The sequence below is a fragment of the Pseudomonas sp. Eth.TT006 genome (genome assembly GCF_054456575.1).
On record NZ_JBTJEN010000012.1, the window covers coordinates 156,409 to 180,496 of the forward strand.

The window sequence follows — 24,088 nt, forward strand, 5'->3', positions numbered from 1 at the left end:
CAAGCCCGCTCCCACAGTTTTGATCCATGATCGATCCTGACGGGGTAGCCGCTGCATGTACCAATACGATGATTACGACCGGGCGCTGGTGTTCGAGCGCGTTGCGCAATTTCGCGATCAGGTCGAGCGTTTCCTGGCCGGGGAATTGAGCGAGGAAGAGTTCCTGCCGCTGCGCCTGCAAAACGGCCTGTACATGCAGAAGCACGCGTACATGCTGCGGGTGGCGATTCCCTACGGCACTTTGAGCGCCGAGCAAATGCGCGCTCTGGCGAGCATCGCTGCCGATTACGATCGCGGTTACGGCCACTTCACCACCCGGCAGAACCTGCAGTTCAACTGGATCGAACTGGCCGAGGTGCCGGACATCCTCGAACGGCTGGCGCAGGTCAACATGCATGCGATCCAGACCTCCGGCAACTGCGTGCGCAACATCACCACCGAAGCCTTTGCCGGGGTTGCGGCGGACGAGATGATCGACCCGCGCCCGCTGGCGGAAATCCTCCGGCAGTGGTCGACGATCAACCCGGAATTCCTGTTCCTGCCGCGCAAGTTCAAGATCGCCATCTGCTCGGCGAAGCAGGATCGCGCGGCGATCATGATGCACGACATCGGCCTGTACCTTTATCCGGGTCGCGACGGGCAAATGCTGCTGCGGGTGATCGTCGGCGGCGGGTTGGGGCGCACGCCGATTCTCGGTCTGCAGATCCGCGAAGGCTTGCCGTGGCAGCACTTGCTGTCCTATGTCGAGGCGATCCTGCGGGTCTACAACCGCCATGGCCGGCGCGACAACAAGTACAAGGCGCGGATCAAGATTCTGGTCAAGGCACTGGGCATCGAGGCGTTCGCCCGCGAAGTCGAAGAAGAATGGCAGCACCTCAAGGACGGTCCGGCGCAGTTGACCGAGGCTGAATATGAACGGGTCGCCAGCGCGTTCGTGCCGCCGATCTACCACAGCCTGGCCGACACCGATCTGGACTTCGGCACGCGTCTGGCCGAGAGCCCGGCGTTCGCCCGTTGGGTTGCGCGTAACGTGCAGCCGCACAAGAAACCCGGTTACACCAGTGTGGTGCTGTCGACCAAACCGGGGCTGGCCGCGCCGCCGGGCGATGTCACCGGGTTGCAGATGCTCGCTGTCGCCGACTGGTCGGAGCGCTTCGGTTTCGGCGAGATCCGCATTGCCCATGAGCAGAATATCGTCCTGCCCGATGTGCAGAAGTCTGACCTGTACGCGCTCTGGCAACTGGCTTGCGAGCACGGTCTGGGCACCGCCAACGTCGGCCTGCTGACCGACATCATCGCCTGCCCGGGCGGGGATTTCTGTGCGCTGGCCAACGCCAAGTCGATCCCGATCGCCCAGGCGATTCAGGCGCGCTTCAACCACCTCGATTACCTGCACGACCTGGGCGAGATCAGCCTGAACATCTCCGGCTGCATCAACGCTTGCGGCCATCACCACATTGGCAATATCGGCATCCTCGGCGTCGATAAAAACGGCAGCGAGTGGTACCAGATCACCCTCGGTGGCGCGCAGGGCAAAAACAGCACGCTGGGCAAAGTCATCGGCCCGTCGTTCAGCGCGACCGAAGTGCCGCAGGTGATCGAGCGGATCATCGGCACCTTCGTGCGTTACCGCGAAAGCGAGGAGCTGTTCGTCGACACCGTGGCGCGTATTGGCCTGGAGCCGTTCAAGGAGCGGGTCTACCCGAAAGCGCTGGAGGTTTCGGCATGAATAATCTGCTGCGGCTGGAGCAGGGTGTGGCGCGGTTGATCGAAGACGATCCATGGACGCTGGTGCGCGAGCCGGAGCCGGGCAGGCCGCGGGGATTACTGATCCTGCCGCTGGCGCACTGGCTGCAGGCGCCGACGACCCACGCGGTGTGGCTCGGGCCAGATGACGAGGTTGAAAGCGTGGTGCCGTGGCTGGCCTCGTTGCCATTGATTGCCCTGGACTTCCCGAGCTTTCGCGACGGCCGCGCCTACAGTCAGGCGTATCTGCTGCGCAGCCGTTTTGGCTGGGCTGGCGAGTTGCGCGCGATTGGCGACGTGTTGCGCGATCAGCTCAGCCACATGCGCCAGTGCGGCTTCGACAGCTTTGCGGTGCGCGAGGACAAGTCGGCGGAGGATGCGTTGAAAGGGCTGGCGGGAATGAGTGTGCTGTATGGGCGCTCGGTCATAGAACCGCGCCCATTGTTCCGCAGACGCTGAGCTATTCAATGTCTGGCAAATGATGTTGTGGTGAGGGGGCTTGCCCCCGCTCGGCTGCGCAGCAGTCGCAATGCTGTGCAGGCTGTCTGGCTGATCTGGTACTCTCGCCTTTATTGGGGCCGCTGCGCTGCCCAACGGGGGCAAGCCCCCTCGCCACAGTATTTATGCACTGGCGTTTCAATACAGGGGAAACCCCTAGAACCCATGCCATCCCCTGATTTTCCCTTGGGTCGATGCTGGCCTTTTGGTAGAGTCCCGCTCGCCAGCGGGTTTTCGGCTGGACGACGGAACGAAGAAGGGAGTCTGGGTAGTGAGTGCGGGCAAAAAGATTTTGGGCCTGGTGGCGATGCTGTTGATGCTGACGCTGTGGGCCAGTTACTTCTATGTGATCAAGGAAAACCGCGACGGCCAGTTGGGTGGCCCTGGTGAAAGCACCGCGTGGTGCGGCACGCCGCCGTCCACCGAAGCCGCGTTGCTGGGCAAGGATCAACTGACCGTGCGCGTGACTAACAACCTGCGCGGCGAGTTCATGCTCAGCGGTTCGCTGGTGGTTTCCGAACGCACCTTCAACCGCTACGACCTGGGGCGCAACGAACTGCGTTTGCGTCTGGAACCGTTGCAGTGGTCGTATGGCGTCACGCCAATCTTTCTCGAACAGGTCAAGGTTCAGCCGTTGAGCCGCAACCTCGCCTCGCCAACCAAAAGCGCCTACGCCGAACTCGAGCCACGGCCGATCAGCGTGCAGGGCCAGGCCAGCGCATTCCCTTTCGACACCTATCGCTACGGCTACAAACCGGTGCTGTATTACCTCAAGGGCAGCGAGCGCATCGACTTGCGCTTCAAGAACATCACCACGCTGATGGACCTGTCCAACACCTTCACGCCGATCCAGAAGTACAACCGCGTCGAGTACATCAACGAGAAAAACTCGATGATCCGCGACGAGGACTACAAAGCCTACGGCCCGCACGAATGCGCGTTCAGCGTCGAGCGCAAAGGCTCGTTCAAGGTTGTGGTGTTGTTGTTGCTGCTGGTGCTGTGCCTGCCGCTGCTGCATGTGTTCTATCGCGACGAACCGGGGATCGATTTCCTTGCCACGCTGGTGGCGATTGGCGTGGTGCGCGTGGTGCTGGTGGGGCCGGTGCAGGACTTCCAGTTGTACAACATCGACTTCCTGTTCGGCGCGGCGATTCTGCTGGTGGGTACGGTGTCGCTGATCAAGGCCATCCGCGCCAACAGTCGGCGGGAAATGGCATTGAAGAGCGGGGCAACATCGTCCTGGTAACGGCGTAAACCCTGAAAAGCCCCTCACCCTAACCCTCTCCCGGAGGGAGAGGGGACTGACCGAGGTGTCTGGTGCTCTGTATCGGCCGGGCAAACCGTGTCGATTATGGATTCAAAGCCTGTCGTTCACGTCGGTGTATCTCTCGAATCTCCCCCGATCGGTCCCCTCTCCCTCTGGGAGAGGGCTAGGGTGAGGGAATACGATTTCCAGCCGGTCACTCAAGCGCAGGTCGCCCACGTCAATCTACCTCCAGCCCTGCGACAGCACATGTGGCTGGCTCAGCTCGCTCCAGTGCAAATGGCAGGAGCTCGATGCAGCGTTGGTGCTCGACATCTTTCAATGACGCTTGTGATCCGCCGAACAGCCTTGCGTGAATATTGTGCTTTGCCATCGCAATTATTGGGGTTTTAGCTATACCTGTAGCTCCCCCTATCCAAAAGTGTTCGGCCTTCTGACAGGAGTTACAGCATGAAGCTAGCAGTGATGATGGGCACACTGTGTATCGCGACCCTTGGCATGGTCGGTTGCTCCAGCAAAACCGTCGCTCCGGATGAATATTCCGGGTTCCTCAAGGACTACAGCCAGCTCAAGGAGGCCAAGTCCCCGTCTGGCGCCGAAGTGATGCGCTGGATCGATCCGAAGGTCGACATCAACAAGTTCACCAGCGTCTACATCGAGCCGACCCAGCTCTATCCGAAACCACAGCCGACCGCAAAGATCTCCCAGCAGACCCTCAACGGCATCACCTCCTATTACGATCAGGCGCTCAAGCGCGAAATCGGCAAAGACCTGCCGCTGGCCACCGGGCCTGGCCCGGGTGTGATTGTGGTGCGGGCGGCGATCACCGCCGTGAGCAGCAAGACCGAAGGCCTGAGTGCCTATGAAGTGGTGCCGATTGCACTGGTGGCCGCTGCGGTCAGCACCGCCAGTGGTATTCGCGATCAGGAAACCACGCTGGCTACCGAGGCGGTATTCCTCGACGGCGCGAGCAACAAGGTGGTGGCGCAAGTGGTGCGCAAAGGCACCGGCAAACCATTGGAGAACGACACCCAGGCGATGAAGGCCAGCGACGTCAAACCGGTGATCGATGGCTGGGCCAGTGACCTGCATCAGACCTATCGCAAGCTGAAATCCGAATCGAAATAATCCAGCGAGGTTGACGGACTCATCGCGGGCAAGCCCGCTCCCACAGATAGCTGCTTTTCTGTGGGAGCGGGCTTGCCCGCGATGGCGATTGAATATTCAGCACAGCATTCAGGGGCAAGCATTCTTCTTCGCCTGCTCGCGAACCCGCTCCTCCTGCTCCCGCGCTTCTGGCGTGAATTCGGCACCGAAGTCCTCGGCGGAAAATATCTGGCGGATTTCAATGTCGGAGTCGCCCGGCATCGGGTTAGGGCAGCGTTTGACCCATTCGATGGCTTCTTCCTTCGATTTCACTTCCCAGATCCAGTAACCGGCGACCAATTCTTTGGTCTCGATGAACGGCCCGTCGATGACGGTGCGTTTGTCGCCAGAGAAGTGCACGCGGGTACCTTTGCTGCTGGGGTGTAAACCGTTGGCGTCGATGAGGATGCCGGCCTTGACCAGTTCTTCGTTAAACTTGCCCATCGCGGTGATCAGTTCTTCGCTGGGCATGATGCCGGCTTCGGAGTCGGTGCTGGCTTTGACGAGGATCATGAATCGCATGGTGGTTGCTCCAGGGATTGGGGAGGATTCATGGAGTAGTCGAACGGGCCGCGCATGAATCGACAGGTCTCTGAAGAAAAGACCATCCCGGCGATTTCACCAACATCAATATCGTGCTGGATGTGTCTGCCAAAAGATGAACCTGTAGGAGTGAGCCTGCTCGCGATGGCGGCGTGCCAGGCGCCGATGTTGTGACTGACACTACGCCATCGCGAGCAGGCTCACTCCTACAGGGAACAATCGCGCGGTTGTATACAATTTTTTGCAAGTTGCCCCGACAAATTCAATCAGGGCATAGGTCACCGGGCCATTTCGTGGTTAACTTCTGCCTCTTGCATGCTTTCCAACCCAAACGCTAGAAGGACTCAAGTCATGGCTCAAGTCACCCTCAAAGGCAACCCGGTTCAAGTCAACGGCCAGTTGCCACAAGCCGGTTCCAAGGCGCCAGCCTTTTCCCTGGTAGCCGGCAATCTGTCCGACGTCACCCTGAAAGACTTCGCCGGCAAGCGCAAAGTGTTGAACATCTTCCCAAGCGTCGACACCCCGACCTGCGCCACGTCGGTACGCAAGTTCAACGCCCAGGCCAACGACATCGCCAACACCGTAGTGCTGTGCATTTCGGCTGACCTGCCATTCGCTCAGGCGCGCTTCTGCGGTGCTGAAGGCCTGGAAAACGTACAGAACCTGTCGACCCTGCGCGGCGCCGAGTTCATCGAGAACTACGGCGTGGCCATCGCTGATGGCCCGCTGAAAGGCCTGACCGCCCGTGCGGTGGTGGTTCTGGACGAGAACGACACCGTGCTGCACAGCGAACTGGTCAAGGAAATCGCTGAAGAGCCAAACTACGACGCAGCACTCGCCGTACTGAAATAAGCGCTTTTACAATTGTTAACGGCCTGGCCCTGTCCAGGCCGTTTTCATTTGTGTATCAGTGTCTTGCCTCACACCTTGAAACGTAAGTTGAAGGTAAATTGCCGGTAAAGCTGCTTTGCTTAAATCCGCCCAGTGCTTATCGTTCAGCCTCCCGTAAAAGAAGCCCACGCGCCCAATGGTTAATCAATCCATGCAATCGACCCCTCGCAACTCCCGCCGCTGGCTGATCAGCCTGCTCGTCCTGTTGGTCATCGCCGTGCTCTGCTGGAAATTCTGGCCCGCCGGTTCGGCCCACAAGGAGGGCGGTGACAAGGCTGCCGCCGGGCATACCGGGCGTTCGGGGATGATGCGGCCGGGCTTCGGCGGCGCGGCCGGACCGATTCCGGTGCGCGTGGCACCGGCGGTCACCGGGGACTTCCCGCTGTACTACAAGGCGCTGGGCACGGTGACTGCGCTCAACACCATCAATGTGCGCAGCCGGGTGGGCGGCGAGCTGGTGAAGATCCATTTCGAGGAAGGGCAGATGGTCAAGGCCGGCGACCTGCTGGCGGAGATCGATCCGCGTCCGTACCAGAACGCCTTGCTGCAGGCTGAAGGTACCTTGCTGCAGAATCAGGCCCAGCTGAAAAACGCTCAGGTCGATGTCGAGCGTTATCGCGGCCTGTATAAAGAAGACAGTATCGCCAAGCAGACCCTGGACACCGCCGAAGCGCTGGTCGGCCAGTACCTGGGCACGGTCAAGACCAATCAGGCGGCGGTCAACGATGCCAGGCTCAATCTCGAATTCACCAAGATCCGCGCACCGATTGCCGGGCGCGTCGGCCTGCGTCAACTCGACGTCGGCAATCTGGTGGCGGCCAACGACACCACGTTCCTCGCGGTCATCACCCAGACCCAGCCGATCAGCGTGGTGTTTACCCTGCCGGAAAACAGCCTCGAAACCGTGCTTGCCCGCTACCACAGCGGCGCCAGACTGCCGGCCGAAGCGTGGGACCGTGGCGACACGAAAATCCAGGCCAACGGCGTGCTGCAAAGCCTCGACAACCAGATCGACGTTGCCACCGGTACCCTGAAATTCAAGGCCCGTTACGACAACCGCGATCAGGCGCTGTTCCCCAACCAGTTCGTCAACGTCCACCTGCTCGCTGACACGCTCAAAGGCGTGGTGCTGGCACCTTCGGCGGCGATCCAGTTCGGCACCAACGGCACCTTCGTCTACGCGTTGGACGGCGACAAGAAAGTCACTATCCGCCAGTTGAAGATCGGCGCCAGCGACGGCACCAACACCGTGGTCACCGAAGGCCTGGCCGCCGGCGACCGTGTCGTGCTTGAAGGCACCGACCGCCTGAAAGAGGGCAGTGAAGTGGAGGTGGTCAACGACAGCAACGAGGTACCGACCACCCCGACCGGCCACCTGCAGGGCAAACCGGCCGCCAGTGCGCCGGACGCCGCCGTGACTGACAAGGCCAAGAAGGGCGCATGAACATTTCGCGTCTGTTCATCCTCCGTCCGGTAGCCACTACCCTGAGCATGCTGGCCATTGTCCTGGCCGGCCTGATTGCCTATCGCCTGCTGCCGGTGTCGGCCTTGCCGCAGGTCGATTACCCGACCATCCGCGTCATGACCCTGTATCCCGGCGCCAGTCCGGACGTGATGACCAGCGCCGTAACCGCGCCGCTGGAGCGCCAGTTCGGGCAGATGCCGGGGCTGACGCAAATGGCTTCGACCAGTTCCGGCGGTGCCTCGGTGCTGACCCTGCGCTTCAGCCTCGACATCAACATGGACGTCGCCGAACAGCAGGTGCAGGCCGCGATCAACGCCGCGACCAATCTGCTGCCGACCGACTTGCCGGCGCCGCCGGTGTACAACAAGGTCAACCCGGCGGACACCCCGGTGCTGACGCTGGCGATCACCTCGAAAACCATGCTGCTGCCCAAACTCAATGACCTGGTCGACACGCGCATGGCGCAGAAGATCGCGCAGATCAGTGGGGTCGGCATGGTCAGCATTGCCGGCGGCCAGCGTCAGGCGGTGCGGATCAAGGTCAACCCGGAGGCGCTGGCGGCCAACAGCCTGAACCTGGAAGACGTGCGCACTTTGATCAGCGCGTCCAACGTCAACCAGCCCAAGGGTAACTTCGACGGTCCGACCCGGGTGTCGATGCTCGATGCCAACGACCAGCTGACCTCGCCCAAGGACTACGCCAACCTGATCCTCGCCTACAAGAACGGCGCGCCGTTGCGCCTGAAGGACGTGGCGGAAATCGTCGATGGCGCCGAGAACGAACGTCTGGCCGCATGGGCCAACCAGAATCAGGCGGTGCTGCTGAACATCCAGCGCCAGCCGGGCGCCAACGTGATTGAAGTGGTGGACCGGATCAAGGCCTTGCTGCCGAGCATCACCGATAACCTGCCGGCCGGCCTCGACGTCACCGTGCTCACCGACCGCACCCAGACCATTCGCGCCTCGGTCACCGACGTACAGCACGAACTGCTGATCGCCATCGCCCTGGTGGTGATGGTGACCTTCCTGTTTCTGCGCCGTGCCAGCGCGACGATCATCCCGTCCGTGGCGGTGCCGCTGTCGCTGATCGGGACGTTTGGCGTGATGTATCTGGCCGGGTTCTCGGTCAACAACCTGACCCTGATGGCACTGACCATCGCCACCGGTTTCGTGGTCGACGACGCGATCGTGATGCTGGAGAACATCGCGCGTTTCATCGAGGAGGGCGACAGCCCGATGCAGGCGGCGCTGAAAGGCGCCAGACAGATCGGCTTCACCCTGATTTCCCTGACCCTGTCGCTGATCGCGGTGCTGATTCCGCTGCTGTTCATGGCCGACGTGGTCGGGCGCCTGTTCCGTGAATTCGCCATTACCCTGGCGGTGGCGATCCTGATTTCTCTGGTGGTCTCGCTGACGTTGACCCCGATGATGTGCGCGCGCCTGCTCAAACGTGAGCCGGAAGCCCACGAGCAGGGGCGTTTCTACCGGGCCAGCGGTGGCTTCATCGACTGGATGATCGCCGCCTACGGGCGCAAGTTGCAGTGGGTGCTCAAGCACCAGCCGCTGACTTTGCTGGTGGCCATCGGCACCCTGGCGCTGACCGTGTTCCTGTACATGGTGGTGCCCAAGGGTTTCTTCCCGGTGCAGGACACCGGGGTGATCCAGGGCATTTCCGAGGCGCCGCAGTCGATTTCCTTCGCCGCCATGGGCGAACGTCAGCAGGAACTGGCGAAGATCATTCTGCAGGATCCGGCAGTGCAGAGCCTGTCGTCCTACATCGGCGTCGATGGCGACAACGCCACGCTCAATAGCGGTCGCCTGCTGATCAACCTCAAGCCTCACGGTCAGCGTGACTTGACGGCCACCGAGGTGATTGCGCGTCTGCAGCCGCAACTGGACAAACTGGTCGGCATCCGCCTGTTCATGCAACCGGTGCAGGACCTGACCATCGAAGACCGCGTCAGCCGCACCCAGTACCAGTTCAGCATGTCGTCGCCGGACGCCGAACTGCTCAGCCAGTGGAGCGGGCGTCTGGTCGAGGCGCTGGCCGGGCGTCCGGAACTGACCGACGTCGCCAGTGACTTGCAGGACAAGGGCCTGCAGGTCTATCTGGTGATCGACCGCGACGCCGCTTCGCGTCTCGGCGTGTCGGTGCAGAACATCACCGACGCGCTGTATGACGCCTTCGGTCAGCGGCAGATTTCGACCATTTACACCCAGGCCAGCCAGTACCGCGTGGTGCTGCAGGCGCAGGCCGGGGAGAAGATCGGCCCGGCGGCGCTGGATCAGATTCACGTCAAGACCACTGACGGCGCGCAGGTACGGCTGTCGAGTCTGGCCCACGTCGAAGAACGTCAGGCACAACTGGCGATCACCCACATCGGCCAGTTCCCGGCGGTGATGATGTCGTTCAACCTCGCACCCGGCGTGGCGCTGGGGCATGCGGTGGACATCATCGAACAGGTGCAGAAGGACATCGGCATGCCGATTGGCGTGCAGACCCAGTTCCAGGGCGCGGCCGAAGCGTTCCAGGCCTCGCTGTCGAGCACCTTGCTGCTGATTCTGGCGGCGGTGGTGACCATGTACATCGTGCTCGGCGTGCTCTACGAGAGCTACATCCACCCGATCACCATTCTCTCGACCTTGCCCTCGGCGGCGGTTGGCGCCTTGCTCGCCTTGCTGCTCAGCGGCAATGACCTGGGGATGATCGCGATCATTGGCATCATCCTGCTGATCGGTATCGTCAAGAAGAACGCGATCATGATGATCGACTTCGCCCTCGACGCCGAACGCACCCAGGGCATGGCTCCGGAACAGGCGATCTATCAGGCGGCGCTTCTGCGTTTCCGGCCGATCCTGATGACCACGCTCGCCGCGCTGTTCGGTGCGGTGCCGTTGATGCTGGCCACCGGGTCCGGTGCTGAATTGCGTCAGCCGCTGGGGCTGGTGATGGTTGGCGGTCTGCTGGTGAGTCAGGTGCTGACATTGTTCACCACACCGGTGATCTACCTGTACTTCGACCGCCTCGGTCGGCGCTTCGGCAAGACCAATGCCGACCGCGAAGAGGTCCCGGTATGACTGCCCGTACACAGACCTCATGTGGGAGCGGGCTTGCTCGCGAAAGCGCTGGATCAGTCGCCATCAATGTTGAATGTCAGACCGTATTCGCGAGCAAGCCCGCTCCCACAGTGGGATGGTGTGTTGATGGGGATTGCGCTCCATGAACCTCTCCGGTCCTTTCATCAAGCGTCCGGTCGCGACCATGCTCCTGAGTCTGGCGATCATGCTGCTGGGCGGGGTCAGCTTCGGCCTGTTGCCGGTGTCGCCGCTGCCGCAAATGGATTTCCCGGTGATCGTGGTCCAGGCCAGTCTGCCCGGTGCCAGTCCCGAGGTGATGGCGTCCACGGTGGCCACGCCGCTGGAGCGCTCGTTCGGCGCGATTGCCGGGGTCAACACCATGAGCAGTCGTTCCAGCCAGGGTTCGACCCGGGTCATCCTGCAATTTGACCTCGACCGTGACATCAACGGCGCGGCGCGCGAGGTGCAGGCGGCGATCAATGCCTCGCGCAACCTGTTGCCGAGCGGGATGCGCAGCATGCCGACCTACAAGAAGGTCAATCCGTCGCAGGCACCGATCATGGTCCTGTCGCTGACCTCGGACGTGCTGGAAAAAGGCCAGCTCTACGACCTCGCTTCGACCATCCTTTCGCAAAGCCTGTCCCAGGTGCAGGGCGTGGGTGAAGTGCAGATCGGCGGCAGTTCGCTGCCGGCGGTGCGCATCGAACTCGAACCGCAGGCACTGAACCAGTACGGCGTGGCACTCGACGATGTGCGCAAGACCATCGCGTCGGCCAACGTGCGCCGGCCCAAAGGCTCGGTCGAAGACGGCGAGCGCCTGTGGCAGATCCAGGCCAACGACCAGTTGGAAAAGGCCAAGGATTACGAATCGCTGATCATCCACTACAACAACGGTGCGGCCCTGCGCCTGAAGGATGTGGCCAAGGTCAGCGACGGCGTCGAAGATCGCTACAACAGCGGTTTCTTCAACGATGACGCGGCGGTGCTGCTGGTGATCAACCGCCAGGCCGGCGCCAACATCATCGAGACGGTTAACGAGATCAAGGCGCAATTGCCAGCGCTGCAAGCGGTGCTGCCGGCCAGCGTCAAGCTGAACCTGGCGATGGACCGTTCGCCGGTGATCAAGGCCACGCTGCACGAAGCGGAAATGACCCTGCTGATTGCCGTGGCGCTGGTGATTCTGGTGGTGTTCCTGTTTCTCGGCAATTTCCGCGCTTCGCTGATTCCGACGCTGGCAGTGCCGGTGTCGCTGGTCGGCACTTTCGCGGTGATGTACCTGTATGGTTTCTCGCTGAACAACCTGTCGCTGATGGCGCTGATTCTGGCCACCGGGCTGGTGGTGGACGATGCGATCGTGGTGCTGGAGAACATTTCCCGGCACATCGACGAAGGCGTCAAACCGATGCGGGCCGCGTACCTCGGGGCCAAGGAAGTCGGGTTCACCTTGCTGTCGATGAACGTGTCGCTGGTGGCGGTGTTCCTGTCGATCCTGTTCATGGGCGGAATTGTCGAGAGCCTGTTCCGCGAATTTTCGATCACCCTTGCGGCGGCGATCGTGGTGTCGCTGGTGGTGTCGCTGACCCTGACGCCGATGCTCTGTGCGCGCTGGCTCAAGCCGCACACGCCGGGCCAGGAAAACCGTCTGCAACGCTGGAGCCGCAAGACCAACGACTGGATGGTCGGCAAGTACGCCACCAGCCTCGACTGGGTGCTGCGCCATCGGCGTCTGACTTTGCTCAGCCTGATCATCACGGTCGGGGTCAACGTCGCCCTGTACGTGGTGGTGCCGAAAACCTTCATGCCGCAGCAGGACACCGGCCAGTTGATCGGTTTTGTGCGCGGCGACGATGGTTTGTCGTTCAGTGTCATGCAGCCGAAAATGGAAACCTTCCGCCGCGCCGTGCTCAAGGACGAGGCGGTGGAGAGCGTGGCCGGGTTTATCGGCGGCACCAACGGCACCAACAACGCCTTCATGCTGGTGCGCCTGAAGCCGATCAAGGAACGCAACCTGTCGGCGCAAAAGGTCATCGAACGCCTGCGTAAAGAGATGCCCAAGGTGCCCGGTGCGCAACTGATGCTGATGGCGGATCAGGACCTGCAATTCGGCGGTGGCCGCGAGCAGACCACCTCGCAATACAGCTACATCCTGCAAAGCGGCGATCTGGGCGCGCTGCGTGAGTGGTACCCGAAAGTGGTCACCGCATTGCGCGCCTTGCCGGAGCTGACCGCGATTGATGCCCGCGAGGGGCGCGGGGCGCAGCAGGTAACGCTGATTGTCGACCGCGATCAGGCCAAGCGCCTCGGGGTCGACATGAACATGGTCACGGCGGTGTTGAACAACGCCTACAGCCAGCGGCAGATCTCGACCATCTATGACAGCCTGAACCAGTATCAGGTGGTGATGGAGGTCAACCAGAAGTACGCGCAGGATCCGGTGACGCTGAATCAGGCGCAGGTGATCACCGCGGACGGCGCACGGATTCCGTTGTCGACCATCGCCCACTACGAAAACAGCCTGGAGGATGACCGGGTCAGCCACGAGGGGCAGTTCGCCTCTGAGAGCATCGCCTTCGACATGGCTGAAGGGGTCACGGTGGAGCAGGGCAGCGCGGCGATCGAGCGGGCGATTGCCAAGGTCGGTTTGCCGGAAGACGTCATCGCGAAAATGGCCGGCACCGCTGACGCCTTTGCCGCAACCCAGAAGAGCCAGCCGTTCATGATTCTTGGCGCGCTGCTGGCGGTGTATCTGGTGCTCGGCGTGCTGTACGAAAGCTACATTCACCCGCTGACGATTCTTTCCACGCTGCCGTCGGCCGGGGTCGGCGCGTTGCTGTCGATCTATGCGCTGGGCGGCGAGTTCAGCCTGATCTCGCTGCTCGGGCTGTTCCTGCTGATCGGCGTGGTGAAGAAAAACGCGATCCTGATGATCGATCTGGCGCTGCAACTGGAGCGCCATGAAGGGCTGTCGCCGCTGGAGTCGATCCGCAGCGCCTGTCTGCAACGCCTGCGGCCGATCCTGATGACCACGCTGGCAGCGATCCTCGGCGCCTTGCCGTTGCTCCTCGGCCGTGCCGAGGGCGCGGAAATGCGCCAGCCGCTGGGCCTGACCATCATCGGCGGGCTGATCTTCAGTCAGGTGCTGACCCTTTACACCACCCCGGTGGTTTACCTCTATCTCGACAAGCTGCGCCACCGCTTCAACAAGTGGCGTGGCGTGCGTACTGATGCCGCTCTGGAAACTCCGCTATGACCGATCGTTCGCTTCTCAATCTGGCCACTGCTCGCGGTTCGCGTCTGTTGAGCCTGTCGCTGTGCGTGGCAATGCTCAGCGCGTGCGCCGTCGGCCCGGACTATCAGCGCCCGCAAACCGCCGAAGTTGCGCAATTCAAAGAGGCCAAGGGCTGGCGCCAGGCCAACCCCAGCGATTCGCTGGCCCGTGGCGCCTGGTGGGAGCTGTATGGCGATCAGCAGCTCAACGCGCTGGTGGAAAAACTCAACAGCGCCAACCAGACCGTCGCCCAGTCCGAAGCCCAGTACCGACAGGCCCAGGCCTTGGTGCGCAGCGCTCGCGGGGCATTTTATCCGAGTGTCGACCTGAGCGTGGGCAAGACCCGTTCCAGTCAAGGCACCGGCAGCAGCAGTTCCAGCCTGAGCAGTTCGTCGAGCGGCATTCGCGACACTTATAACGCGCAGTTGGGCGTGAGCTGGGAAGCCGATATCTGGGGCAAGTTGCGTCGCGGACTTGAAGCCAATGAAGCCAGCGCCCAGGCCAGTTTTGCCGATCTGGCGGCGATGCGCCTGAGCCAGCAGTCGGAGCTGGTGCAGAATTACCTGCAATTGCGCGTGATCGACCAGCAGAAGCGCTTGCTGGAGTCGACGGTGGCGGCCTACGAGAAATCGCTGCAAATGACGCAGAACCAGTATCGCGCGGGGATTTCCGGACGCGATGCCATCGCCCAGGCGCAAACTCAGCTGAAAAGCACCCAGGGCGATCTGGTGGACCTGATCTGGCAGCGTGCGCAGTTCGAAAACGCAATCGCGGTACTCACCGGTCAGGCGCCGGCCGAGTTCAGCATCGCCGAGAGCCAGGACATCCCGAGCCTGCCGCAGATCCCATTAAGCCTGCCGTCGCAGTTGCTGGAGCGGCGTCCGGACATCGCTTCGGCCGAGCGCTCGGTGATCGCCGCCAACGCCAACATCGGTGTGGCGAAGGCGGCGTACTACCCGGACCTGACCCTGAGCATGAGCGGCGGTTACAGCAGCAGTACCTCGAAAAACCTGCTGACCCTGCCCAACCGCTTCTGGTCGGTCGGGCCGAAACTGGACTTGCCGATTTTCGATGGCGGGATCCGTTCCGCCGAAGTCGATCGCACCGAGGCGGTGTATGACCAGACCGTGGCCAAGTACCGCCAGACCGTGCTCGACGGTTTCCGCGAGGTGGAAAACTACCTGGTGCAGTTGAAGGTATATGAAGACGAGGCGGCGGTGCGCCAGGAGGCCCTGGATGCCGCGCGCGATTCGTTGCGCCTGACCCAGAACCAGTACAAGGCCGGGTTGATCGCCTATTTGGATGTGGTCACGGTGCAAGCCACGGCGCTGAGCAACGAACGCACCGTGCTCAACATCCTGCAGAGCCGTTTGATTGCCAGTGTGCAGTTGATTGCCGCACTGGGCGGGGGCTGGGACGGACAATTGCCGAACGAATAAACCTGTAGGAGCTGCGGCACGCTGCGATCTTTTGATTTTGCTTTTAAAAACCGGAATCAAAAGATCGCAACGTGCCGCAGCTTCTACAGGGTGACGATTTCAGCGCTTTGCAGGGTGATCAAACGAGCGTTTCATCGGACTGATGGCAAAATGATTACTTAGTAAGTGCGTTCTTCTGCGCAATCAGTACAATCGCCGCCTTTGCCCGACCGCGAATGGACGCAGTACGGCGCGGGTGTTCGCGAGAATCTTCATGCTCATCGGTAGTTACTCTTCCACGCTGGTCTTCATTTCTTTGTGCGTGGCGACGCTTGCGTCCTACACCGCGCTCGATCTCACCGGCCGCATCGCCACCGCCAGGGGCCGCGCCGTGCATTTCTGGACTGCCGGCGGCGCATTTGCCATGGGCGTGGGCGTGTGGTCGATGCACTTTATCGGCATGCTCGCCTTCAAACTGCCGATCGAACTGGGTTACGACATCACCCTCACCGCGCTGTCGCTGCTGATCGCGGTGCTGTCCTGCGGCTTTGCCCTGTGGCTGGTCAGCCAGCCGAAACTGCCAGTGCTGCAGCTGGCGTTCGGCGCGCTGATCATGGGCAGCGGCATCAGCGCCATGCACTACACTGGCATGGCCGCGCTGCGCATGACCCCTGGGATCGATTACGACCCGACGCTGTTTGGCGCGTCATTGCTGATCGCTGTCGGCGCCTCGGCCGCAGCCTTGTGGATCGCCTTTCGCCTGCGCAAGCACACGCCCTATGTGCGCCTGATCCGCGCCGGTGCGGCGGTGATCATGGGCATTGCGATTGTCGGTATGCATTACACCGGCATGGCCGCCGCGCAGTTTGCCGACGGCAGCTTCTGCGGCGCGACGCGCAACGGTCTCAAGGGCAACGGTCTGGACAGTCTGGTGTTGATCACCACGCTGGCGGTGTTGTCGATTGCTTTGCTCACGTCGATCCTCGACGCCCGCCTCGAAACGCGCACCGCCGAGCTGGCGCATTCGCTGACCCTGGCCAACCGTGAGCTGACGCAACTGGCGCTGCACGACCCGCTGACCGGTCTGCCGAACCGCATGCTGCTGGACGACCGGATCAATCAGGCGATGAAGAAAGTCGCGGAACAGGGCGGCTGTTTTGCGCTGATGTTCATCGACCTGGATGGCTTCAAACCGGTCAACGACGCCTTCGGCCATCACATGGGTGACCAGTTGTTGCGCGAAGTCGGCCTGCGCCTGCGTGAAGACTTGCGCAGTCTGGACACCCTGGCGCGGATCGGTGGCGACGAATTCGTGCTGCTGGTGCGTCTGAGCGAACCCAACGATGCCCTGAGCCTTGCCGCGCGTCAGGTCGGGCTGATCGCCCGTTCGTTCCGGGTCGCCGAACATGAGCTGCAGATTTCCGCCAGCGTCGGCATCGCCCTGTATCCGGGCAATGGCCTGAGCGCCCAGGAACTGCTGATGAACGCCGATGCGGCGATGTACCACGCCAAGGGCGGCGGCAAAAACGGCTACAGTTTTTTCGACGTGTCGATGAACAACAACGCGCGCAAACAACTGCAACTGTTGCAGGACCTGCGCGCGGCGGTGGAGCACAACCAGTTCAGTCTGCATTACCAACCCAAGTTCGATGCCGCCAATGGCCGTCCGGTCGGCGCCGAAGCGTTGCTGCGCTGGCAGCATCCGACCCAGGGCATGCTGCTGCCGGACAAGTTCATCGATCTGGCGGAGAAGACCGGTGTGATCATCGCCATTGGCGAATGGGTGCTCAACGAGGCCTGTCGGCAGATGCGTGAATGGTATGTGCTGGGCTACACCGACTGGCGCATTGCAGTGAACCTCTCGGCCTTGCAGTTCTGCCATGCCGGGTTGGTGCAGAGCGTGGCCAAGGCGCTGGCGACGCATCATCTGCCGGCCAATAGCCTGACCCTGGAAATCACCGAAACCACCGCCATGAGCGACGCCGATGCAAGCATGACGGTGCTGCAGGAGTTGTCGGACATGGGCGTCGACCTGTCGATCGACGATTTCGGCACTGGCTATTCGAGCCTGATGTACCTCAAGCGTCTGCCGGCCAACGAGTTGAAGATCGACCGCGGTTTTGTCCGCGATCTGGAACACGACAGCGACGACGCGGCGATTGTTTCGGCCATCGTCGCGCTGGGTCAGGCGCTGGGCCTGCGGATTGTCGCTGAGGGCGTGGAGACCGGCATGCAGCAGGCTTTCCTGACCAAGTTGGGGTGTGATTCGTTGCAGGGCTATCTGCTCGGGCACCCGATGCCGGCGGATCGCTTTATGCAGAACATTGTCAGTGCGCAGAAACTGGTGGTGGTCTGACGGACCAGTGTGGTGAGGGGATTCATCCCCGATGGGCTGCCCAGCAGCCCCCAGTTCGATTGGTAGCGAATAGCAAATAAGCACAATGGCGGGGGGCCGCTTCGCAGCCCGTCGGGGATAAATCCCCTCACCACAAGGCAATGTTCAGACCCCATGCAAAACCAGCCAATGGCGGTTATTCTTGCCCCGACGGTTATGGGTGCATCGGGGGAAGGCCAGCATGGACAAAGTCATTGTGATCACCGGTGGCGGACGCGGAATTGGCGCTGCCACGGCGTTGTTGGCTGCCGCGCAGGGTTATCGGATCTGCATCAACTATCAGGCGGATGAACAGGCCGCGCACAGCGTGCTGGAGCAAGTGCGGGCGCTGGGTGCGCAGGCGATAGCGGTGCGCGCCGACGTCAGCATCGAAGACGAAGTGATCGCACTGTTCCAGCGGGTTGACAGCGAACTGGGCCGCGTCACCGCGCTGGTAAACAACGCCGGCACCGTCGGGCACAAGTCGCGGGTCGACGAGATGTCCGAATTCCGCATCCTGAAAATCATGAAAACCAATGTATTGGCGCCGATCCTCTGCGCCAAACACGCGATCCTGCGCATGTCGCCCAAGCACGGCGGGCAGGGCGGCAGCATCGTCAACGTCTCGTCGGTCGCTGCACGCCTGGGTTCGCCCAACGAATACGTCGATTACGCCGCGTCCAAAGGTGCGCTCGACACCTTTACCGTTGGTCTGTCCAAGGAAGTGGCGGGCGAGGGGATTCGGGTGAATGCGGTGCGTCCGGGTTACATCTATACCGATTTTCACGCACTGAGCGGCGATCCGGATCGGGTCAGCAAACTTGAGTCGGCCATCCCGATGGCCCGGGGCGGGCGTCCGGATGAAGTGGCAGAGGCGATTGTCTGGTTGCTGTCGGACAAGGCTTCTTATGCGACGGGGACGTTTGTGGATCTGGGGGGCGGACGTTGAAGAAAATCGGAAATATATGGGAAGCTCCGATCTGTTTGCGGTAAGCGCTTTGCATGACAGTTTCATGTGCATAAAAAACTGAAAGGGCCCCGTCTCGGAGCCCGCTGTGTTTTGACATTAAGGTAAGTAATTAATCGTTAGACTCAATCACTATATTGTCGAAAAATGCTTGGGTGTCTATTTCTCTATTCGGATAGCGTACGACAATATTAAAGAAGCCCTCCGTCTCCTTGGTAAGATCCACAGGAATGGAGTATCGCTGCCACTCGCTATTTGGCTTAGGCTGGTCCACCCAAAAGTGGTTATTTCTACCAGTATCAATGCTGACCATATCAAAATTTGGGGCGGGGTTAATTACGCGCAGGTCGAAAGAAACCAGCACTTTCCTGCCCTTAAATTCAGTGAGCGTTATTTGATGACACTCGAGTTGTATGCGGAGGTTAAGGCCTGTTCTAGTGGCGAGGCACTTACCCTTGCCAGTCAGTTCATCATCTACCAAGTCGCAGAACTGTCGTTCAGAACCCATTTCTCCCCAACCGTGTCGCTCGCCATCATCGAAATTGGTCGAGTGTAAGATTTCTCTGCCAGACATTTTGAATACTCCTTATATTTAAATTACTCCTGAATTAAGTCATTCCGAGATAATGCTGTCACCTGTCAGAGCTGACAGGTATCGCCCGGATGAGCTGCCATTCATCGGACGTACAGGTAGCTACATTGAAATTCAACCGTTCCAGCATCTTGAAACACCGAACTGGAGGGCACGATTGTGGGGCCTTGATCGGTCCGAAACTGAGAACCCCCGTCGCTGACGTCGATGTCGGTGATTCGTTGACGTGACTGCTGATGACTCCATTGCGGTGCGCGCCGATGTCCATATGAAAGCCAGCGTCCTGGCACCGATCCTCTACGCCAAGCACGCGATATTGCGGATGGCGCCCAAACACGGCGGGCAGTGTCGTCCACGATGGCTCGGGGCGGGCGCCCGGATGAAGTGGCGGAGGCGATTGTCTGGTTGCTGTCGGACAAGGCTTCTTATGCGACGGGGACGTTTGTGGATCTGGGGGGCGGGCGCTGATCTTTGGTATTTGTGTTGGCTGGTCTGGCCTCTTCGCGAGCAAGCCCGCTCCCACAGTCGACCCTATTCCTTCTGAAGAACTCGGTCTACTGTGGGAGCGGGCTTGCTCGCGAGGGCGTCATTAGCGGCAACATCAATCTGTCAGAATGACCGCACAATCCGCCCCAACGTCTCCATGGCCTTCTCCGAATCCTCGGTCCACGGGCTGCCGTAGTTCAAACGGATACAGTTTCTGAAACGCTGGGTCGGCGAAAAGATCGGCCCTGGGGCGATGCTGATGCCTTGCGCCAACGCCATCTGAAACAACTTCAATGAATCCATCTGCGGTGGCAATTCCAGCCACAGGAAGTAGCCGCCCGCCGGCTGGCTGACCCTGGTCTGCGCCGGGAAGTAGCGGGCAATCGCCGCGAGCATCGCGCTCTGCTGTTCTTCCAGGGCGTAGCGCAGTTTGCGCAGGTGGCGGTCGTAGCCGCCGTGTTGCAGGTAGTCAGCGATTGCTGCTTGCGCCGGCATCGAGGCGCACAGTGAGGTCATCAGTTTCAGTCGTTCGATTTTCTGCGCGTAGCGTCCGGCGGCGACCCAGCCGATGCGGTAGCCGGGGGCCAGGCTCTTGGCGAACGAACCGCAATGCATCACCAGCCCTTCAGTATCAAAAGCCTTGGCCGGTTTCGGTGCTTGCTGGCCGTAATAGAGTTCGGCGTAGACGTCGTCCTCGATCAGCGGCACCTGATGTCGACGCAGCAGTTCGACCAGCTCCTGTTTCTTCGTCTCGGGCATGGTCGCGCCCATCGGGTTCTGGAAACTGGTCATGCACCAGCAGGCCTTGATCGGATGTCGCTCCAGGGTCTGCGCGAGCACGCCAAGATCGATGCCGTCGCGCGGGTGCACGGGGATTTCCACGGCTTTGAGCTTCAAGCGCTCGAGCACCTGCAGGCTGGCATAAAACGCCGGGGCTTCGATGGCCACCAGATCGCCCGGCTCGGTCACCGCTTGCAGGCACAGGTTCAGCGCTTCGAGGGCGCCGTTGGTGATCAGCAGTTCTTCCATCGGCAGCATCAGCCCGCCAACCATGTAGCGCAGGGCGATCTGCCGGCGCAGCTGCGGATTGCCCGGCGACATGTCGGTGACCACCATGCGCGGGTCCATCTCCCGTGCCGCGCTGGACAGCGAACGCGACAGGCGTTGCAGCGGGAACAGCGTCGGGCTGGGGAACGCCGAGCCGAAGGGCACAGTGCTCGGGTCCTTGATCGATTCGAGGACCGAGAACACCAGTTCGCTGACGTCGACTTCGGTGGAGTCGTTGACGTGGCTGCTGATCACCGGCTCCGAGAACGGACTTGGCGCATGGGTGTTGACGAAGTAACCGGAGCGCGGCCGGGCACGGATCAGCCCGCGGCGCTCCAGCAGGTAATAAGCCTGGAACACCGTGGACGGGCTGACGCCGTAAGTCTGGCTGGCGTAGCGCACCGACGGCACCCGCTGCCCGGGGCCAAGCACGCCGGAGCGGATCAGTTCAGCGATGTCGTCGGCGAATTTTTCGTAGCGTTTCATCGAGTGCCTTGGTGCTGGTTGAATAGATGGGTGTCAGCGGAACTGCCCCTCACCCTAGCCCTCTCCCGGAGGGAGAGGGGACTGATTGGGGGATGCTTGTGAGCTACACCGACCTGAAAGTGCTGTGCTGAATCCATGATCGACTCGGCCTGGCAATGCTTTGCTGATCGATAATCGCCTCGGTCTGCCAGGTCGATGCATAGCGACAGACGCCTCGGTCGGCTCCCTCTACCTCTGGGAGAGGGCTGGGGTGAGGGAGCGATTCTAAGGGATCAGCGATTCATCGGCGCCACAAACCTGCTGTTCGCCACGCTATAAATCTCTGGCTCGTCGCTGTCGGCGATCTTGAAGCTCAGGGTCTGCGAGCTGCTGGCCGGGCGTTCCGTGGTCATCGCCACCGACACTGGCACATCGACAATTTCCCCCGGCGCCAGGCTCAATTCGGTCCTGCCTTGCAACTGGAAGCCGTCGCCGTCGACCAGACTCAGGGTGTAGTCCTGACGCTGCTGGGTCTTGTTGATCACCTTGAGGGTGTAGATGTTCTCGATCTGGCCCTGACCGTTCTCACGGAACAGGCCACGGTCCTTGGTCACGTCCAGCGACACCATCGGCCGTTCGACCAAAGCCAGTGCCAACGCGCCGATCATCACCAGCAGCACCGCCACGTAACCGATCAGTCGTGGCCGCAACAGATGAGTCTTGCCACCCTGCAATTCGCGTTCGGAACTGTAGCGGATCAAACCGCGCGGGTAGTTCATCTTGTCCATGATCGAGTCACAGGCGTCGATGCACGCTGCGCAGCCGATGCATTCCATTTGCAGGCCGTCGCGGATGTCGATGCCGGTCGGGCAGACCTGCACGCACAGCTGACAGTCTATGCAATCGCCGAGGCCGGCCTCGGCAGGCTTCACCTCGCGTTTGCGCGGGCCACGGGTTTCGCCACGCGCCACATCGTAGGAAATCGCCAGGGTGTCCTTGTCGAACATCACGCTCTGGAACCGCGCATACGGGCACATGTGCATGCACACCGCTTCGCGCAGCCACCCGGCGTTGATGTAGGTCGCGGCGGTGAAGAACAGCACCCAGAACAGGCTGACGCCGCCGATTTGCAGGGTGAACAGCTCTTGCGCCAGAGGGCGGATCGGCGTGAAGTAGCCGACGAAAGTCAGCCCGGTCATCACGCTGATCGCCAGCCACAGCGTATGTTTGGCCGCGCGCCGCGCCAGTTTGTTCAGGCCCCATGGCGCCGCCTGCAGTTTGATCCGTTGGTTGCGCTCGCCTTCGGTGACCTTCTCGCACCACATGAAGATCCACGTCCATGAGCTCTGCGGGCAGGTGTAACCGCACCAGACCCGACCGGCAAACACGGTGATAGCGAACAGGCCGAACGCAGCGATGATCAGCAGCGCCGAAAGCAGGATGAAATCCTGCGGCCAGAAGGTCGCGCCAAAAATGTGGAATTTGCTTTCCGCCAGATCCCACAACACCGCCTGACGACCGCCCCAGTTCAGCCACACGGTGCCGAAGAACAGCAGAAACAGAAACCCCGCGCCGCTCATGCGCAGGGTGCGGAACAGCCCGGTGAAGCTGCGCGTGTGGATCTGCTTGTCGGTGGAGCCGGCCTTCGCCTTCATCGGGCGACCAGGCACATTTTTTATGGTGGGGCTTGCTTCTACGGTTCGGACGGGGATTTGTTCGCTCATGGTCGTTCGCTCATCAGCCTCCATCAGGCGAATGAACTATGCGCGGCGATCTGTTTGCATAACAGACTCAGCTAAACCAATAAAAAGCGTATCAGATGGCTTTGGGCGCAGGCCCTGCGACAACTTGAAGCAGCCCGCCAGTAAAGGCGCAAACGCCTATCGCAGGCGTATGCGGCGGGTGTTGATCAGGGTCAGTCAAATCACCGAATCACTGTCGTCGGCTTTCAAGTGCTTGCGACCGTCCGCGGCACCTGCAACGGTCAGGGCGTCGGCTTCTGCTTCGGTGATGTAAATGCGCCGGCTCTCGATTTCCACGAAAGACATTGACTTGTCACTGTCGGTTTTGACTTCCAGCGTGTTGCACAGGCGAATTTCCTCGCCATTTTCCACGGTGAAGAAACAGGTCTGGTTTTCGATTCGAACGGGCATGAGGGCGGTCCTTTTTTTCAGGGGGATCTCCACGGTTAGGGCCGCACGCCGGGTGATCGTTCGACGCAACCGATTAATGGTCGGCGCTGTCCATCGACTAACAACCCATAACAAAAAGGAGCGGCTGATGGATGCCTGGTGGGATGAAGTGTGGCAAACCCTGCAAGCGGAGTTCGCCGACATCGGCGATGCCTCGCAGCTGACGCGGATTACCGTGCGTTTGCTGATGGCGGCGGTGTTGGGCGGCATTCTTGGTTTCGAACGCGAGCACAAGGGCAAGGCTGCCGGGGTGCGCACGCATATGCTGGTGGCGTTGGGTGCGGCGCTGTTTGTGCTGGTGCCGCAGACCGCCGGGGCCGAGTCCGACGCGATGAGCCGGGTGCTGCAAGGCGTTATCGCCGGGATCGGCTTTCTCGGCGCCGGGACGATTCTGAAAAATCACGAAGGTGACGAAGCCCACGTCAAGGGGCTGACTACGGCGGCAGGGTTGTGGATGACGGCGGCGATTGGCGTGGCGACGGGCTTGGGCAAGGAGGCGACGGCGTTGCTCAGTACGTTGCTGGCGCTGGGGATTTTCAGCGTGATGCCGCGGATTGTCAGGGTGTTCGAGAAGGACGGGCACAAGAACGAGCATTTGTAACCCACGCGGAGCGTGGGAGCGATCAAATGAACTTGCGTTGCCCCTGTA

The 24,088-nt window shown here is 61.1% G+C and carries 17 protein-coding genes and 1 pseudogene; 13 read left to right on the forward strand and 5 right to left on the reverse strand.

Translation table 11 applies throughout. The features are described 5' to 3' along the window. Positions 1-55: 55 nt before the first annotated feature. The 4 genes from ACXR0M_RS19895 to ACXR0M_RS19910 all read left to right on the forward strand — a co-directional run bounded on the left by ACXR0M_RS19895 (position 56) and on the right by ACXR0M_RS19910 (position 4,636). Positions 56-1,729, forward strand: a complete 1,674-nt coding sequence (locus tag ACXR0M_RS19895; RefSeq protein WP_458833469.1) for a nitrite/sulfite reductase — start codon at positions 56-58, stop codon at positions 1,727-1,729. Continuing rightward, entirely contained in the window at positions 1,726-2,205 is a 480-nt protein-coding gene (locus ACXR0M_RS19900; protein ID WP_458833470.1) for a DUF934 domain-containing protein, read from the forward strand. Before ACXR0M_RS19895 ends, ACXR0M_RS19900 begins: the two co-directional genes overlap by 4 nt. 310 nt (positions 2,206-2,515) lie before the next feature. Then, entirely contained in the window at positions 2,516-3,490 is a 975-nt protein-coding gene (locus ACXR0M_RS19905) for a hypothetical protein (protein ID WP_458833471.1), read from the forward strand. Between the two features lie 468 nt (positions 3,491-3,958). After that, positions 3,959-4,636 carry a DUF3313 domain-containing protein gene (locus ACXR0M_RS19910; protein WP_458833472.1) on the forward strand — a complete coding sequence of 226 codons (678 nt, stop codon included), beginning with the start codon at positions 3,959-3,961 and terminating at the stop codon, positions 4,634-4,636. Between the two features lie 108 nt (positions 4,637-4,744). On the opposite strand, the gene ACXR0M_RS19915 is transcribed toward ACXR0M_RS19910, so the two are convergent. Then, a complete protein-coding gene (locus tag ACXR0M_RS19915; RefSeq protein WP_458833473.1) occupies positions 4,745-5,176 on the reverse strand; it encodes a YciI family protein in 432 nt (143 codons plus the stop codon). A gap of 372 nt (positions 5,177-5,548) precedes the next feature. Here ACXR0M_RS19915 and tpx point away from each other — a divergent pair, with 372 nt between their 5' ends. From tpx to ACXR0M_RS19950, 7 genes are all read left to right on the forward strand, one after another. Beyond that, positions 5,549-6,049, forward strand: a complete 501-nt coding sequence (tpx, locus tag ACXR0M_RS19920; RefSeq protein ID WP_458833474.1) for a thiol peroxidase — start codon at positions 5,549-5,551, stop codon at positions 6,047-6,049. Positions 6,050-6,224: 175 nt separating this feature from the next. Then, on the forward strand, positions 6,225-7,532 hold the full coding sequence (locus ACXR0M_RS19925) for an MdtA/MuxA family multidrug efflux RND transporter periplasmic adaptor subunit (RefSeq protein ID WP_458833475.1): 1,308 nt from the start codon (positions 6,225-6,227) through the stop codon (positions 7,530-7,532). Beyond that, positions 7,529-10,630 carry an MdtB/MuxB family multidrug efflux RND transporter permease subunit gene (locus tag ACXR0M_RS19930; protein WP_458833476.1) on the forward strand — a complete coding sequence of 1,034 codons (3,102 nt, stop codon included), beginning with the start codon at positions 7,529-7,531 and terminating at the stop codon, positions 10,628-10,630. Before ACXR0M_RS19925 ends, ACXR0M_RS19930 begins: the two co-directional genes overlap by 4 nt. A 142-nt stretch (positions 10,631-10,772) precedes the next feature. Then, positions 10,773-13,880, forward strand: coding sequence for an efflux RND transporter permease subunit (locus ACXR0M_RS19935; RefSeq protein ID WP_458833477.1), 3,108 nt, complete (start codon positions 10,773-10,775; stop codon positions 13,878-13,880). Next, complete coding sequence (locus ACXR0M_RS19940) at positions 13,877-15,337, forward strand: efflux transporter outer membrane subunit (RefSeq protein ID WP_458833478.1); 1,461 nt, start codon at positions 13,877-13,879, stop codon at positions 15,335-15,337. Before ACXR0M_RS19935 ends, ACXR0M_RS19940 begins: the two co-directional genes overlap by 4 nt. Positions 15,338-15,590: 253 nt before the next feature. Further along, a complete protein-coding gene (locus ACXR0M_RS19945) occupies positions 15,591-17,672 on the forward strand; it encodes a putative bifunctional diguanylate cyclase/phosphodiesterase (RefSeq protein WP_458833479.1) in 2,082 nt (693 codons plus the stop codon). A 220-nt stretch (positions 17,673-17,892) separates the two neighbouring features. After that, complete coding sequence (locus ACXR0M_RS19950; RefSeq protein ID WP_458833480.1) at positions 17,893-18,639, forward strand: SDR family oxidoreductase; 747 nt, start codon at positions 17,893-17,895, stop codon at positions 18,637-18,639. Between the two features lie 130 nt (positions 18,640-18,769). Here ACXR0M_RS19950 and ACXR0M_RS19955 read toward each other — a convergent pair whose 3' ends face one another. Further along, entirely contained in the window at positions 18,770-19,231 is a 462-nt protein-coding gene (locus ACXR0M_RS19955) for a hypothetical protein (protein ID WP_458833481.1), read from the reverse strand. A 375-nt stretch (positions 19,232-19,606) separates the two neighbouring features. Here ACXR0M_RS19955 and ACXR0M_RS19960 point away from each other — a divergent pair. Next, a pseudogene (locus tag ACXR0M_RS19960) lies at positions 19,607-19,717 on the forward strand (SDR family oxidoreductase); the annotation flags it as partial. Between the two features lie 141 nt (positions 19,718-19,858). On the opposite strand, the gene mapR reads toward ACXR0M_RS19960, so the two are convergent. From mapR to ACXR0M_RS19975, 3 genes are all read right to left on the reverse strand, one after another. Continuing rightward, the gene (gene mapR, locus ACXR0M_RS19965; RefSeq protein ID WP_458833482.1) at positions 19,859-21,268 is read right to left on the reverse strand and encodes a GntR family transcriptional regulator MpaR; all 1,410 of its coding nucleotides are present in this window, start codon (positions 21,266-21,268) and stop codon (positions 19,859-19,861) included. 272 nt (positions 21,269-21,540) lie between these two features. Beyond that, a complete protein-coding gene (gene ccoG, locus ACXR0M_RS19970; protein WP_458833483.1) occupies positions 21,541-22,971 on the reverse strand; it encodes a cytochrome c oxidase accessory protein CcoG in 1,431 nt (476 codons plus the stop codon). A gap of 195 nt (positions 22,972-23,166) precedes the next feature. Next, the gene (locus ACXR0M_RS19975) at positions 23,167-23,400 is read right to left on the reverse strand and encodes a DUF3203 family protein (protein ID WP_458833484.1); all 234 of its coding nucleotides are present in this window, start codon (positions 23,398-23,400) and stop codon (positions 23,167-23,169) included. 127 nt (positions 23,401-23,527) lie between these two features. On the opposite strand from ACXR0M_RS19975, the gene ACXR0M_RS19980 reads away from it, so the two are divergent. Then, entirely contained in the window at positions 23,528-24,040 is a 513-nt protein-coding gene (locus tag ACXR0M_RS19980; RefSeq protein WP_458833485.1) for an MgtC/SapB family protein, read from the forward strand. Positions 24,041-24,088 lie beyond the last annotated feature (48 nt).